This window comes from Pseudomonas asplenii (genome assembly GCF_900105475.1).
In the GTDB taxonomy this organism is placed as follows: domain Bacteria; phylum Pseudomonadota; class Gammaproteobacteria; order Pseudomonadales; family Pseudomonadaceae; genus Aquipseudomonas; species Aquipseudomonas asplenii.
Window position 1 is genome coordinate 688,156 of sequence record NZ_LT629777.1, and the last position, 15,193, is coordinate 703,348.

General features: G+C 62.4%; 12 protein-coding genes. 6 read left to right on the forward strand and 6 right to left on the reverse strand.

The window, feature by feature from the left end:
- Positions 1–9 precede the first annotated feature (9 nt).
- The 5 genes from BLU37_RS03165 (at position 10) to BLU37_RS03185 (ending at position 8,397) form a co-directional block, all read left to right on the forward strand.
- On the forward strand, positions 10–3,861 hold the full coding sequence (locus BLU37_RS03165) for a sensor domain-containing protein (RefSeq protein ID WP_090202221.1): 3,852 nt from the start codon (positions 10–12) through the stop codon (positions 3,859–3,861).
- Positions 3,862–3,990: 129 nt separating this feature from the next.
- The gene (glyA, locus tag BLU37_RS03170) at positions 3,991–5,244 is read left to right on the forward strand and encodes a serine hydroxymethyltransferase (protein WP_019361561.1); all 1,254 of its coding nucleotides are present in this window, start codon (positions 3,991–3,993) and stop codon (positions 5,242–5,244) included.
- Positions 5,245–5,586: 342 nt separating this feature from the next.
- Complete coding sequence (locus tag BLU37_RS03175; RefSeq protein ID WP_090202224.1) at positions 5,587–6,900, forward strand: C4-dicarboxylate transporter DctA; 1,314 nt, start codon at positions 5,587–5,589, stop codon at positions 6,898–6,900.
- Between the two features lie 97 nt (positions 6,901–6,997).
- Positions 6,998–7,696, forward strand: coding sequence for a FadR/GntR family transcriptional regulator (locus tag BLU37_RS03180; RefSeq protein WP_090202227.1), 699 nt, complete (start codon positions 6,998–7,000; stop codon positions 7,694–7,696).
- 23 nt (positions 7,697–7,719) lie between these two features.
- Positions 7,720–8,397, forward strand: coding sequence for a GntR family transcriptional regulator (locus BLU37_RS03185; protein WP_090202229.1), 678 nt, complete (start codon positions 7,720–7,722; stop codon positions 8,395–8,397).
- A 28-nt stretch (positions 8,398–8,425) separates the two neighbouring features.
- On the opposite strand, the gene yjiA is transcribed toward BLU37_RS03185, so the two are convergent.
- The 3 genes from yjiA to BLU37_RS03200 all read right to left on the reverse strand — a co-directional run bounded on the left by yjiA (position 8,426) and on the right by BLU37_RS03200 (position 11,818).
- Positions 8,426–9,412 carry a GTPase gene (gene yjiA / locus BLU37_RS03190; protein WP_172832996.1) on the reverse strand — a complete coding sequence of 329 codons (987 nt, stop codon included), beginning with the start codon at positions 9,410–9,412 and terminating at the stop codon, positions 8,426–8,428.
- A gap of 126 nt (positions 9,413–9,538) precedes the next feature.
- On the reverse strand, positions 9,539–9,736 hold the full coding sequence (locus tag BLU37_RS03195) for a YbdD/YjiX family protein (RefSeq protein WP_010448516.1): 198 nt from the start codon (positions 9,734–9,736) through the stop codon (positions 9,539–9,541).
- A 15-nt stretch (positions 9,737–9,751) separates the two neighbouring features.
- Positions 9,752–11,818 (reverse strand): carbon starvation CstA family protein, encoded by a 2,067-nt coding sequence (locus tag BLU37_RS03200; protein ID WP_010448515.1) that lies wholly within the window; start codon positions 11,816–11,818, stop codon positions 9,752–9,754.
- Between the two features lie 219 nt (positions 11,819–12,037).
- Between BLU37_RS03200 and BLU37_RS03205 the strand changes: the two genes are divergently transcribed.
- Complete coding sequence (locus BLU37_RS03205) at positions 12,038–12,406, forward strand: PilZ domain-containing protein (RefSeq protein ID WP_010448513.1); 369 nt, start codon at positions 12,038–12,040, stop codon at positions 12,404–12,406.
- Positions 12,407–12,449: 43 nt separating this feature from the next.
- On the opposite strand, the gene BLU37_RS03210 is transcribed toward BLU37_RS03205, so the two are convergent.
- The 3 genes from BLU37_RS03210 to BLU37_RS03220 are packed head-to-tail and all read right to left on the reverse strand — an operon-like array spanning position 12,450 to position 15,166.
- A complete protein-coding gene (locus BLU37_RS03210; RefSeq protein ID WP_090202233.1) occupies positions 12,450–13,178 on the reverse strand; it encodes a hypothetical protein in 729 nt (242 codons plus the stop codon).
- 21 nt (positions 13,179–13,199) lie between these two features.
- Positions 13,200–14,567, reverse strand: coding sequence for a DNA repair protein RadA (gene radA / locus BLU37_RS03215; protein WP_010448510.1), 1,368 nt, complete (start codon positions 14,565–14,567; stop codon positions 13,200–13,202).
- Between the two features lie 47 nt (positions 14,568–14,614).
- Positions 14,615–15,166, reverse strand: coding sequence for an ankyrin repeat domain-containing protein (locus BLU37_RS03220; RefSeq protein ID WP_090202235.1), 552 nt, complete (start codon positions 15,164–15,166; stop codon positions 14,615–14,617).
- Positions 15,167–15,193 lie beyond the last annotated feature (27 nt).

A 15,193-nucleotide genomic window follows, 5' to 3' on the forward strand; every position in this document is an offset into this window, starting at 1 on the left:
GATCACAGTTTGAGCAACGCCAACCCGCCATCGCCCGTGCGCGCACCCCGTTATGTGTCCGGCGCGCCCCTGCGCGGCACGATAAAAGGTGTACTGGCGATTCTGGTGCTGCTCATGCTCGCGGTGCTGCTCTGGCAACTGATCGACCAGTTCCAACAAACCCGCAAGGTCCAGCGCCAATACAGCATCGACTACAGCGCCGAGTTGGCCGATCACATCAGCCTGAACATGAAGCTCGATGCGCAGATCGCAGCCAACCTGCTGCCGATTTTCGAGAAACCCGAGACCCCCGAGCAGCAACGGCAGTTGCTCGACAAACTGCGCCTGTCCCTGCCGGCCATCAAGAGCTTTGCCCTGTTCGACACCAAGGGCAATCTCATCACCGACAGCGCCACCGACAGCCACGACACCGAGTACCTCGGCGAGCTGGTCCGGCGCAGCAACCGGACCCAGGCCTATTACTTCACCAACGACGATGACGGTTCGATGGTGCATCTGCTGCTGCGCCAAGCCAGCGGCGAGACCAACGGCTACTGGGCGCTGCGCCTGGACTCGAGTCTGTTCCAGAGTCTGACACGCCAGACCGGGCAGAAATTCCGCCCATCCTGGGTCATCGAGAACCGCCAGAACCACCGTGTCATCAGCCGCGACAACGACATCAGTCCGCGTCCTTCGGTGCTGCAACCGGATGATGAAGCCAACAGCGTATTGATCGCGCCGCTGTCCAACAGCGACTGGCAACTGCGCGGCCTGTTCGACCAGCGCAAGATGCTCGAGGAACTGCTGCCGGCGCTGATCGGCAAATGCCTGCTGGGCCTGGGCCTGTCGATGCTGCCAGTATTGGCGCTGATCAACATGCGTCGTCGCCAGCACCAGGTGCATGAAGGCCGCCGCCGCTATCAGGAGATCTTCGAAGGCACCGGCGTGGCGCTGTGCGTTCTCGACCTCTCCAGCTTGCCGGCGTGGCTCGAAAACCATCAACTGATCGACAGCGAAAGCCTCAGGAAATGGGTAACCCACGACCCGCAAAACCGTCGTCTGCTGCTCGAACAACTGCGTCTCACCGAAATAAACCTGCTCGCCCTGCGCCTGCTCAATGTCGACTCCCGCGAAAGCGCCTGGAAATGCCTGGTCGAGGGTTGTCCGAGCCAGGTTACCGGCATCGGCTACTCACTGGTCGATGCGTTGATCAACCGCCAGAGCCAGTTGGAAGTGGAAATCCGGCAGACCGATGCCCATGGTCAGGACCAGCATCTGTGGCTGGTCATGCGCCTGCCGGAAGACGCCAGCGACTACACGGCGGTGATCCTGAGCATCAGCGATATCACCAGTCGCAAGCTGATCGAGCTCTCGCTGCTCGAGCGCGAAGGTTTCTGGTCCGATGTGGTGCGCACGGTGCCCGATCACCTCTACGTTCAGGACGTGATCAGCCAGCGGATGATCTTCAGCAACCACCACCTGGGCCAGACGCTCGGCTACAACAAGAACGAGCTGCACCAGATGGGCGAGTACTTCTGGGAAATCCTGCTGCATCCCGAAGATGCCGAGCATTATCATCGCCTGCGCCAGCAGCAGCGCCATGCCGGCTACAGCCAGTTGCTGCAGTGCCAGTTGCGCTTTCGCCATCGTGACAGCCAGTGGCGGCGCTTCGAGATCCGCGAACAGGCGCTGGCGCGGGACAAGTATGATCAGGTCACGCGGATCATCGGCGTGGCCAAGGACATCACCGACCAGATCGAGGCCAGCGAATCGCTGCGTGACAGCGAACAACGCTACCGGATGCTGGCCGAAAGCATCAGCGACGTGATTTTTTCCACCGACAGCAGGCTGCAGTTGAATTATGTCAGCCCCTCGGTGCAGACCGTCCTCGGCTATGAAACCGACTGGGTGTTCAAACATGGCTGGCAATCGACCATTGCCAACCCGGCGCAACTGACCGGCATCTATCAAATGATGGAGCGGGTCAGCAAAGCCCTGGACAAACCCGAACAATTGGCCGAATTGCGCCGCAATGTCCGCACCCAACTGTTCGTGTTCGACTGCCTGCGGGCCGACGGACGCAAGATCCCGATCGAACTGCGGCTGGTGCTGGTCTGGGACGAACACGGCACCTTCGAGGGCATTCTCGGCGTCGGCCGCGACATCAGCCAGCAACGCCGGGCAGAGAAAGATCTGCGCATGGCCGCGACGGTATTCGAGCACTCGACCTCGGCGATTCTGATCACCGACCCGGCCGGTTATATTGTCCAGGCCAACGAAGCCTTCAGTCGCGTCAGCGGTTATGCGGTGTCCGATGTGCTGGACCAGTTGCCCAGCATGCTGACGGTCGACGACCAGCAGGAAGCCCACCTGCGTTACGTGCTCAAGCAATTGGAGCAGCACAACACCTGGGAAGGCGAAGTCTGGCTCAAGCGCCGCAGCGGCGAGCACTACCCGGCCTGGGTCGGCATCACCGCCGTGCTCGATGATGAGGGCGACCTGGCCAGCTACGTGTGCTTCTTCAGCGACATCAGCGAGCGCAAGGCCAGCGAGCAGCGCATTCATCGCCTGGCGTACTACGATGCCCTGACCCACCTGCCCAACCGCACGCTGTTCCAGGACCGCCTGCACACCGCGTTGCAGCAAGCCGAGCGGCAGAAGTCGTGGGTGGTGCTGATGTTCCTCGACCTCGATCGTTTCAAACCGATCAACGACTCCCTCGGCCACGCCGCCGGCGACCGCATGCTCAAGGAGATGGGTACCCGCCTGCTGGCCTGCGTCGCCGAGGATGACACCGTGGCGCGCATGGGCGGTGACGAGTTCACCTTGCTGCTGCAGCCACGGGCAACCCGCGAGATGGCGCTGAACCGGGCGATCAACGTCGCCGAGCAGATTCTCTCGAGCCTGGTCACGCCATTCGTGCTCGAAGGGCGCGAGTTTTTCGTCACCGCCAGTATCGGTATCGCCCTGAGCCCGCAGGATGGCGGCGAACTCAGCCAGTTGATGAAGAACGCCGACACCGCGATGTACCACGCCAAGGAGCGTGGCAAGAACAACTTCCAGTTCTACCAGGCCGACATGAACGCCAGCGCCCTGGAGCGCCTGGAGCTGGAAAGCGACCTGCGCCACGCGCTGGAGCAGAACGAGTTCGTGCTCTACTACCAGCCGCAGTTCAGCGGCGATGGCAAGCGCCTGACCGGTGCCGAGGCGCTGCTGCGCTGGCGCCATCCGCGGCGCGGGCTGGTGCCGCCGGGCGACTTCATCCCGGTACTGGAAGAACTCGGGCTGGTGGTGGATGTTGGCGACTGGGTGCTGGCCGAGGCCTGCCGCCAGCTCAAGACCTGGCATCAGAACAAGGTCCGGGTGCCCAAGGTGTCGGTGAACATCTCCGCACGGCAGTTCTCCGACGGCCAACTGGGCACGCGTATCGCCACGATCCTGCGCGACACCGGCCTGCCGCCGGCGTGCCTGGAGTTGGAGCTGACCGAAAGTATCCTGATGCGCGAAGTCAGCGAAGCCATGCTGATCCTCGACGGGCTGAAAAATCTCGGCCTGAGCATCGCGGTGGACGACTTCGGCACCGGCTACTCGTCGCTCAACTACCTCAAGCAGTTCCCTATCGACGTGCTGAAGATCGACCGCACCTTCGTCGACGGATTGCCATCAGGCGAACAGGATGCGCAGATTGCCCGAGCGATCATCGCCATGGCCCACAGCCTGAACCTGGCGGTGATCGCCGAGGGCGTGGAAACCCATGAGCAACTGGACTTCCTGCGTGAACACGGCTGCGACGAAGTGCAGGGCTACCTGTTTGGTCGACCGATGGCGGCCAGCCGCTTCGAGGCGCAGTTCAGCAATGATGCGCTGTTCATGTTCGACTGAAGCCCTGCACCCCGCGTAATTCCAAGGTGAACGTCGCTTATCTGCGACATGATGCCCTTTCATATGCCAGATAAAACCCATTGGGTTAGAATGCCTTCTTTTTCTGCCACCCGATCCTTGAGGACCGCCATGTTCAGCCGTGATTTGACTATTGCCAAGTACGACGCCGATCTCTTTGCCGCCATGGAGCAAGAAGCTCAGCGCCAGGAAGAGCACATCGAGCTGATCGCCTCGGAAAACTACACCAGCCCAGCGGTGATGGAAGCCCAAGGTTCGGTGCTGACCAACAAATACGCCGAAGGCTACCCAGGCAAGCGTTACTACGGCGGCTGCGAATACGTCGACGTGGTTGAGCAACTGGCCATCGACCGCGCCAAGGAACTGTTCGGCGCCGACTACGCCAACGTCCAGCCGCATGCCGGTTCCCAGGCCAACGCCGCGGTCTACCTGGCCCTGCTGCAAGGTGGCGACACCATCCTGGGCATGAGCCTGGCCCACGGCGGTCACCTGACCCACGGCGCCAGCGTGTCGTCCTCGGGCAAACTCTACAACGCCGTCCAATACGGTATCGACGCCAACGGCCTGATCGACTACGACGAAGTCGAGCGCCTGGCAGTCGAGCACAAGCCGAAAATGATCGTGGCCGGTTTCTCCGCCTACTCGCAGATCCTCGACTTCCCACGTTTCCGCGCCATCGCCGACAAGGTGGGTGCCTACCTGTTCGTCGACATGGCACACGTGGCAGGCCTGGTTGCCGCTGGCGTCTACCCGAACCCGGTGCCATTCGCCGACGTGGTCACCACCACCACCCACAAGACCCTGCGCGGTCCGCGTGGCGGCCTGATCCTGGCCCGTGCCAACGCCGACATCGAGAAAAAGCTGAACTCAGCCGTCTTCCCAGGCGCCCAGGGCGGCCCGCTGGAGCACGTGATCGCCGCCAAGGCCATCTGCTTCAAGGAAGCGCTGCAGCCTGAGTTCAAGGCTTACCAGCAACAAGTGGTGAAGAACGCCCAGGCCATGGCCGAAGTGTTCATTGCACGTGGTTTCGACGTGGTTTCCGGCGGCACCCAGAACCACCTGTTCCTGCTGTCGCTGATCAAGCAGGACATCTCCGGTAAAGATGCCGACGCCGCCCTGGGCAAGGCGTTCATCACCGTAAACAAGAACTCGGTACCGAACGATCCGCGCTCCCCGTTCGTCACCTCCGGCCTGCGTTTCGGCACCCCAGCGGTCACTACCCGTGGCTTCAAGGAAACCGAATGCCGCGAGCTGGCCGGCTGGATCTGCGACATCCTGGCTGACCTGAGCAACGAAGCGGTGATCGACGCCGTTCGCGAGAAGGTCAAGGCCATCTGCAAGAAGCTGCCGGTATACGGCGCCTGATACGCCCGCATCCCGTAGCACAAGAGAGCCCGGTCAGCGATGACCGGGCTTTTTTTCGCCCGAAAGAAGCCCCTCCCTCCCTTGTAGGAGCGCGGCTTGCCCGCGAAGAGGCCGGCAAGGCCGCCAAAAGCTTCGCGGGCAAGCCGCGCGCCTACGGGAATATGCATTAACTGGCGATCACTGGTCAGACCGGTCTAACCAATTTTTCGGAATTCACTTGCGACTTCAAAAAAATCGGGCGTAGACTGGCTTGGCACTGGACATACCGGTAAGACCACAAAAATTAAGTTCCAATGTCGCGACCCAAGGTCCGGCCAAGGAACGCCGACCAGGATCCTCCCCATGCTCAAATGGTGCTCGCGTTCGATTTTCCTTCAGGTCATCCTTGGATTGATGCTTGGCATCGTCTGCGGGCTCGCCCTTCCCGAGTTCTCCACCCAACTCAAGCCCCTGGGCGACGGCTTCATCAAACTGATCAAGATGCTGATCGGGCTGATCGTGTTCTGCGTGGTGGTCAGCGGCATTTCCGGTGCCGGCGACCTGAAGAAAGTCGGGCGCATCGGCCTCAAGTCGGTGATCTACTTCGAAGTCCTGACCACCGTCGCCCTGCTGATAGGGCTGATCCTGGCTTTTTCCACCCATATCGGCAGCGGTGCCAATATCCATCTGGAGCAACTGTCCAAGGCCGCCCTGGGTGATCTGGCCGATCGTGGCCAGCACCTACGCGGGGCCACGCAGTTCGCGATGGACCTGATCCCCAACTCGGTGCTCAGCGCCTTTGCCGACAACAATATCCTGCAAGTGCTGCTGTTCTCGGTGCTGTTCGGCAGCGCGCTGAACCTGGTGGGCGAGTCGGCTTCGGGCATCTCGCGCCTGATCAATGAACTGAGCCATGTGATCTTCCGGATCATGGGTATGATCGTGCGCCTGGCGCCGATCGGCGTATTCGGTGCCATCGCCTTCACCACCAGCACCTACGGCCTGGAGTCGCTGCGACAATTGGGCAACCTGGTGGCGCTGTTCTACATCACCTGCCTGGCCTTCGTGCTGCTGATCCTAGGCCTGGTGATGCGCGTGTCGGGCCTGAGAATGCTGCCGTTCCTCAAGTACTTCCGGGAAGACCTGCTGATCGTCATGGGCACCGCATCCTCGGATGCCGTGCTGCCGCAAGTGATGCGCAAACTCGAACACCTGGGCATCGGCAGCTCGACGGTCGGCCTGGTGATCCCCACCGGCTACTCGTTCAACCTCGACGGTTTCTCGATCTACCTGACCCTGGCCATCGTCTTCATCGCCAATGCCACCGGCACACCGCTGGCAATGACGGATCTGCTGACCATATTGCTGGTATCGCTGATCACCTCCAAGGGTGCCCATGGCATTCCCGGCTCGGCCCTGGTGATTCTCGCCGCCACCCTGTCGGCAATTCCGGCGATTCCGGTGGTCGGCCTGGTGCTGGTGCTGGCGGTCGACTGGTTCATGGGCATCGGCCGGGCCATGACCAACCTGATCGGCAACTGCGTGGCAACCGTGGCCATCGCCCGCTGGGAAAAGGACATCGATGTACAACGGGCTCACAAGGTTCTGGAAGGCCAACAGGGTTATGCCTTTACCCCTAAAAAGCCGGGTCCTTCGGCTCAGCAGCAGGAGTTCTGATGCGATACGCCCATGGATGGGCACGTGTGCCGAACCGCGAGCGGCAGCCGCATGCCGCCCACGCGTCGGGGCCTGACCGCTTCACCTGGAGAGCACCGTGATCAGCTCATCGACCGTCGTCAATTCAGTGGTAGAAAAACTCCGCGCCGCGTTGGCCCGTGGCCAATGGCGCTCCGGCGAGATGCTGCCGGGCCAACGTGAGCTGGCCGAACAACTGGGTATCAGCCGCCCGAGCCTGCGCGAAGCCGTCACCGTCCTGGAAACCCTCGGCCTGGTCCGCTCCATGCCCGGCAAAGGCGTGGTGGTGCTGGACACCGCCAGCGCCCACAGCGGCGTGGCCGACGCCAGCCTCGAAGACATCCTGCAACTGCGCTACACCCTGGAGCCGTTCATCGTCGGACTGGTGGCGCAATCGATCAGCAGCAAGGAAGTCGGCCAGTTGCGCCTGACCCTGATGGACATGCGCGAAGCCCTGGAGGCCAATGACAGCGAGGCCGGGCTGAACGCCTATATCGCCTTCCACGAAGAATTGTTCGCCCTGACCTCCAACCCGATTTTCCAGAACGTGGTGCAGCAGACCAGCAACGCGCTCAAGCAGAGCGCCGAGGTGCTGCGCAACTCACCCGAGCACCTGGCAGAACGCCTGGAGGAAAACGAAGCCGTGGTGCGTGCCATCCGCAACAAGAACAGCGCCCTGGCCAGTGCGGAGATGCGTCGGCACATCCTGCAGGAAAGCTTGCGCATGGGCATCGAACTCACCATCCCGGACGACCATCTGGGCAGTATCGAGCAGTAATCCACCTCGACGGGAGACCGGTCATGACCAGCGTTGCAACACTTCAGCCCTTCGCTACCGCCCGCACGCGCAGGCAGTCCCGCGCCCTGCAAGGACCGTCGTGTGCCGAAGATCTCTACGCCAGGGTCTTCGAGGATATTCTCGAAGGACAATTCACGGCCGGGCTGAGCGAAGACCTGCTGATGCAAACCTACGCAGCCGGTCGCAGCGAGGTACGCCGCGTGGTGAGCCGCCTGACACACCAAAGGGTCATCCACGCCCGCCCGAATCAACGGGCCCGAGTCACCGAGCCGGATGCCCACCAGATACGGCAGGTGCTCCAGGCGCGGCGGATGGCTGAAAGCACGGTCATCCAGCTACTCTGCGCGAGCGCCGATGGATCGGCTATCGACTCCCTTCAGATGCTGATTCGCCGGGAGCGTCAGAGCATCGAGGAGCGTCTGCACAGTACGGCAACCCGGCTGGGTGGCGAGTTTCACTTGCAACTGGCGCGGATGGCCGGCAATGCGCCCATGATGCACTTTCTGGAAGGGCTGATTCCGCTGACCGGGCTGGCGCTGGCCGCCCGCTCGGTGGTGCATGGCCAAGGCTGGCAAGTGCGCCAGGCCATTCTCGATGCCCTACAGGCCGGCAATGCGCGGGAAGGCACCGAGAGGATAATGCAGTATCTGCAACAGCTCGAGACCTTGGCAGTGGGGTGAGCCGAGCAAAAGCCGGCTCCCCCCGGGCTCAGAGTTGCGCCATTCTCGCGAAACCCTCGCGAATGCTCTCTTCAGGCAAATCGTCGGCAATGAACACGATCACACTCTCACGAACCGCACCCTCTTCCCACTCGGTATCCCAGTCGAAACCGTAGAGTTTGAGCACACCCTGGAACACCAGGCGGCGTGACTCACCGGCAATGTTCAATACGCCCTTGTAGCGCAGCAACTGCTTGCCGTGGTCCTCCAGCAGCTCGTTCATGAACTCGCTGAGCCGGTCGATATCCAGTGGCTGATCGGTGCGCAGCACCAGGCTGGAAATGCGGTCGATGCCGCGTCCCTGACTGACCGGGCGCAGGCTCACGCCACCGCCCAGGTCGGCATTGAGGTTGAAACCGCGGACGTCCAGCAACTCGGCCAGGTCGATATGGCCATGCTCGACGATGCGGATCGGCGCCCGACGGTTGATACGCGTCAGGCGCTCGCTCAAGGCGTCGAAGGTCGCTGCGTCGACCAGGTCGCGTTTGCTCACCAACAGGCGGTCGGCAAAGCCGATCTGTGCCTGGGCGATGGTCTGGGTCAGATGATGCTCGGCGTGGGCGGCATCCACCAGGGTGATGATGCCGTCGAGCAGGTAGCGCTCGCGCAGCTCTTCATCGATGAAGAAGGTCTGGGCCACCGGCGCCGGATCGGCCAGCCCGGTGCATTCGATCACCAGCCGGTCGAAGCTGAGTTCACCACTGTCCAGGCGTTCGAGCAGCAGGTACAGCGCCTTGGTCAGGTCGGTGTGAATGGTGCAGCAGACGCAGCCGTTGGACAGCGTCATGACCTGCACCGGCTCGGCGCCGAGCAGTTGGGTGTCGATGCCGGCGTCGCTGAATTCGTTCTCGATCACGGCGATCTTCAGGCCGTGCTCGGCCTTGAGCAGATGACGCAGCAGGGTGGTCTTGCCGGCGCCGAGAAAACCGCTGAGGACGGTGACGGGAATAGGAACGGACAAACGCGAATCTCCCATACGCTAAAAATGAATGTGGGAGCCGGCTTGCTGGCGATAGCGCTGTGTCAGACCAGAAGATGTCGACGGTCGGAACGCTATCGCCAGCAAGCCGGCTCCCACAACGGAATGCGTTGAGTCAACGACTCAACAGCACTTCGGCCCACCCTTGCCACCGTAACGGGCTTCCTGGCGTTCCCGGAAGAACGCCTCGTAGCTCATCACCGGTTTGTCCGGGTGCTTGGTCTGCATATGCTCGACATAGGTGTCGTAGTCGGGCATGCCGACCATCAGGCGCGCGGCCTGCCCGAGGTATTTACCGAGGCGACTCAGGTCATTGAACATTGCATACCCTCCTAATCAGGCCTCAGGTACAGCCTGGAACGGTGTTTCCTTGTCCGTACGTTCCTTGTTGCCCCAGGCCGCGACACCCACCTTGAGGGCATAGAACAGGATGCTGAAAACCACGAACAGGAACAGCGCCGTCAGCGTCGCGTTGGTGTACGCGTTGAAGATCACGTGCTGCATCTGCGTGATGTCCTTGGCCGGTGCCAGCACCTGTCCGGCGTCCAGCGCGGTGCTGTACTTCTTCGCCAGGGCGAGGAAGCCGATGGCCGGGTTGGCATCGAACAGCTTGATGAAACCGGCGGTGGTGGTGCAGATCAGCAGCCACAGCGCCGGGACCAGGGTCACCCAGATATAGCGCTGGCGCTTCATCTTGATCAGCACGACGGTGCCGAGCATCAGCGCGATACCCGCCAGCATCTGGTTGGAGATGCCGAACAGCGGCCACAGGGTGTTGATGCCACCCAGCGGATCGATCACGCCCTGATACAGCAGGTAGCCCCAAAGCGCGACGCAACCGGCCGTGGCGATCAGGTTCGCAGTCCAGGACTCGGTACGCTTGAGCGACGGGACGAAAGAGCCCAGCAGGTCCTGCAGCATGAAACGCCCGGCACGGGTACCCGCATCGACGGCAGTCAGGATGAACAACGCTTCGAACAGGATCGCGAAGTGGTACCAGAACGCCATGGTGTTCTCACCCGGCAGGACGTGGTGCAGGATCTGCGCGATACCGACCGCCAGGGTCGGAGCACCGCCGGCACGGGCCAGGATGGTCGTTTCGCCGATATCCCTGGCCACCGCCTGCAGCGCTTCAGGGGTAATCGCGAAGCCCCAGCCAGTAACGGTCTGCGCCACGGTCACCGCATCCGCGCCGACCACGGCAGCCGGGCTGTTCATGGCGAAGTACACGCCCGGGTCAATGACCGAAGCGGCGACCATCGCCATGATTGCCACGAACGACTCCATCAGCATGCCGCCGTAGCCGATGTAGCGGGCGTTGGTTTCGTTATCCAGCAGCTTGGGCGTGGTCCCCGAGGAGATCAGCGCGTGGAAGCCGGAGACCGCGCCACAGGCGATGGTAATGAACAGGAACGGGAACAGCCCGCCTTTCCACACCGGCCCCGTGCCGTCGACGAACTGGGTCAGCGCCGGCATTTTCAGCTCGGGCATGGTGATCAGGATACCGATCGCCAGGGCGATGATGGTACCGATCTTGAGGAAGGTCGACAGGTAGTCGCGCGGCGCCAGGATCAGCCATACCGGCAGAACGGCGGCAACGAAGCCGTAGCCGATCAGCATCCAGGTGATCTGCACGCCGGTGAAAGTGAAGGCCTTGGCCCAGACCGGATCGGCGGCGATCTGCCCACCCAGCCAGATCGAGCCGAGCAGCAGGATCACGCCGAGGATCGAGATTTCACCGATGCGGCCCGGGCGGATGTAGCGCATGTAGACACCCATGAACATCGCGATCGGGATGGTCGCCATCACCGTGAAGATGCCCCATGGGCTCTCGGCCAGGGCCTTGACCACGATCAGCGCCAGCACCGCGAGGATGATGATCATGATCAGGAAGCAGCCGAACAGGGCGATGGTGCCCGGAATCCGGCCCATTTCCTCGCGCACCATGTCGCCCAGCGAACGACCGTTGCGACGGGTGGACAGGAACAGCACCATGAAGTCCTGAACCGCACCGGCCAGCACCACCCCGGCGATCAGCCAGAGCGTACCGGGCAGGTAGCCCATCTGCGCCGCCAATACCGGGCCGACCAGCGGACCGGCGCCGGCGATCGCCGCAAAATGGTGACCGAAAAGAATGTGTTTGTTGGTCGGCACATAGTCCAGACCATCGTTGTTCAGCACCGCAGGCGTCGCCCGACGGCCGTCGAGCTGCATGACATTATTGGCGATGAACAGACTGTAGTAACGATAGGCAACCAGATAGATCGCCACAGCGGCGACCACGATCCACAAGGCGTTGATCGCCTCGCCGCGGCGCAAGGCCACTACGCCCAGGGCGCACGCTCCCACGATTGCCAGCACCAGCCAGGGTAGATGGCGGAGCGGGCTATTATTATTTTTCATTTTGATATTCCAGCCAGATGGACAGAAAGACAGCCATCTTGAGTTTAGCGCCAAAGTGCGCGATGACCATACCCAACCTTGGTATAGAGCGTTTTTTTATTGCTGCCGGGAATATGGAGGGACATCACGCGCAACAACCAACAGTCACCTGCCCGCCTTGGCGCTTGCCTGGCACGGCATGAAGGCTATAGTCAGCAGAGTCCGCACAGGAACCTGAACATGAGTGACTCTTCGATCAACCGTCGCCGTTTCAAGCGTATCGCGTTCGATGCCATCACCACCTTGAGCCAGGGCGGCACAGTGTGGTCGGCACAACTGGTAGACCTTTCCCTCAAGGGGCTGCTGGTCCAGCAGCCGGGCAACTGGCCCGCCGGCTTGACGGGCATCTTCCTGGTCGATATCCGCCTGGCGAAAAATGCCCATGTGAAAATGGATGCCGAACTGGTCCATGTGGATCACCACCAGTTGGGCTTCAAATGCCTGCATATCGGCCTGGAATCGATCCAGCACCTGCGCCGCCTGATCGAGCTGAACCTGGGCGACGAAGAGGAACTGGAACGCGAGCTGGACGCGCTGTTCGAGGATTGACCCGCCAAGCGCCACCCCAGCGGCGGCGCCTCGGGTCATTGCATCAGGGAAATGCCGAGCGCTGGGGGAAGTCGCCTTCGGATTCCCAGTAGCTATTTTCTTCCCGTGACGAAAACTGCCAGACATCGCCCTTGAGGCGATAGGTCCGGTAGACCGTCACGAAATCTTCACTCTCATCGTCTGCCGGCGACGACGACACCTGCAGAATTTCCGGAAGCGCATCACTGGCCTGCCAGGCGGCCTTGCCGGTCTGGGCCAGGAACAACGGCTTGAGCGTGCCATCCGCTGCCTGGGACTGCATCGGTTGCAGCTTGTGCAGGGCAGGCATGAGTATTTGGGTCGCAGGCCCACTGTAACTGCCCATCGGCGCGGTCTGATCAACCGTGAGGAAAAATGCCGGGCTCGGCATACCGGCCATCGACGCTTTTTCCAGGGTTGCCAGCGGATAGGCCAAACCGACACTCTCGACCTCCTCCCCAGAGGCCGACAACAGCCGCAGGCGGGCCTCGACAATCGGCCGGTTGGCGACATCCTTCGCCAACGCTTCGTCGTCGAAGGCGTCTTCGTCGAACGCACTGCCGTTGCCCCAGAGCGACTGATGCAGATCCGCAGAGATCCGCGCATCCTCCAGCAACTCCAACTCGCCGCCATCACCCGTGGACATCTGCTGGGCCAACCGATAGCCCTCCGGCACCTGCGCCGTGGCCGCGCTGGCCGCACCGGCGCAGAGCATCCAACCTGCCAAACACATTGCCGCACCGATTATCCGCATCCCGCTGACTCCTTTATCCCGTTACTCGAACAACGCGTCCAACGCCTGTTCCAGGCGTGTGACCGCAATGATTTTAAGCCCGGCCGGCGATTCTTTCGGCGCGTTGCCCTTGGGCACGATAGCGCGTTTGAAACCATGTTTGGCCGCCTCTTTCAGGCGCTCCTGGCCGCTGGGTACCGGGCGCACCTCGCCCGATAGCCCGACCTCGCCAAACACCAGCAGGTCATGGGGCAACGGCCGATTGCGCAGGCTGGACATGACCGCCGCCATCAACGCCAGGTCGGAGGCGGTTTCCAGCACCTTCACGCCGCCGACCACGTTGAGGAAGACATCCTGGTCGTGGGTCGGAATACCGCCATGCCGATGCAGCACCGCCAGCAACATCGCCAGACGGTTCTGGTCCAGGCCCAGGGTCACCCGGCGCGGATTGGCCATGTGGCTGTCGTCGACCAGCGCCTGGACCTCGACGAGCATCGGCCGGGTGCCTTCCCAGGTGGCCATGACCACACTGCCGGGGACCTCTTCCTGGGCACGGGTGAGGAAAATCGCCGAGGGATTGGAAACCTCCTTGAGGCCGCGGTCGGTCATGCCGAATACACCCAGTTCGTTGACCGCGCCGAAGCGGTTCTTCACCGCCCGCAGCAGGCGCAGACGGCCATCGGACTCACCCTCGAAGTACAGGACCGTGTCGACCATGTGCTCCAGCACCCGCGGACCGGCCAGCGCGCCCTCCTTGGTCACGTGACCGACGAGGAAGATCGCCGTGCCGCTCTGCTTGGCATAACGCACCAGCAACGCCGCACTTTCGCGCACCTGGGCCACGCCACCCGGGGCCGATTGCAGTTGTTCGGTGAAAATCGTCTGGATCGAGTCGATGACCATGACCTTGGGCTTTTCCACTCGCGCCGTGGCGATGATGCTCTCGATGCAGGTCTCGGTCATCACCCGCAACTGGTCCTGGGGCAAACCCAGCCGTCGCGCCCGCATCGCCACCTGCTGCTGCGATTCCTCGCCGGTGACATACAGGGCCGACATGCGCGTGGCGATATTGCACAGGGTCTGCAACAGGATGGTCGACTTGCCGATGCCCGGATCACCACCGATCAGCACCACCGAACCATCCACCAGGCCGCCACCGAGCACTCGGTCGAGTTCGGCGGACGCGGTGGAAAAACGCGGAATCTCTTCGACACTGACTTCGGCCAGGGTCTTGATCTGCGCCTGCTGCCCGGCCCAGCCGGTGCGCCCGCTGGGCGCCGCGGCGCCACCACTCTCCACCAGGGTTTCGGTGAGGGTGTTCCAGGCGCCACACTCGCCGCACTGGCCGGCCCACTTGGGAAAGGTCGCGCCGCACTCGGTGCAGCCGTACATGCGCTTGGCCTTGGCCATCTCGGTCCCCCATGGCAAAACCGCGATGATAGCTCAGCCGGCGCCGATCAGCGCGGTGGCGGTGTACGGATTTCACCCTCGGCCAGACGGGCCGCAGTATTGCCCAAAGGATCCTCGGCATCGAGATTGGCGCCCTTGGCCGCCAGGGCCTCGAGCAGCGCGGTGCGCTTGAACAACCCGGCGTACATGGCCGCCGTCTGACCGGCAGCATTGCGCTGGTCGGGATTGCAGTCGCTGCTCAACAGGCGCCGGGCGATCCGGACTTCGCCCTTGAAGATCGCCCCCATCAGCGCGGTGTTACCGCGTTTGTCCTGGGTACAGGCGTTGGCCCCGGCCGCCAGCAAGCGCTCAACCGCCGGTCCCTGGCCGTGGTAGGCCGCCAGGATCAGCGCGGTGTAGCCATTGGCGTCCTGGGTATCGAGCGGATAGCCGGACTCGATGAAGGTCTGCAACATCTCGACGTCGCCACGGCGGGCGGCATCGAAGTAATAGTCCTGGATCTGCGCCTTGAGGGCTTGCGGATCGGCGGCAATCGCCGGCTCAGCGGCCGAGGCGTTGCAAGCCCAGGCAAAGAGGAACAACAAGACAGGGATACGCATGGAAAGACTCCGTTGCAATAGGGCCTC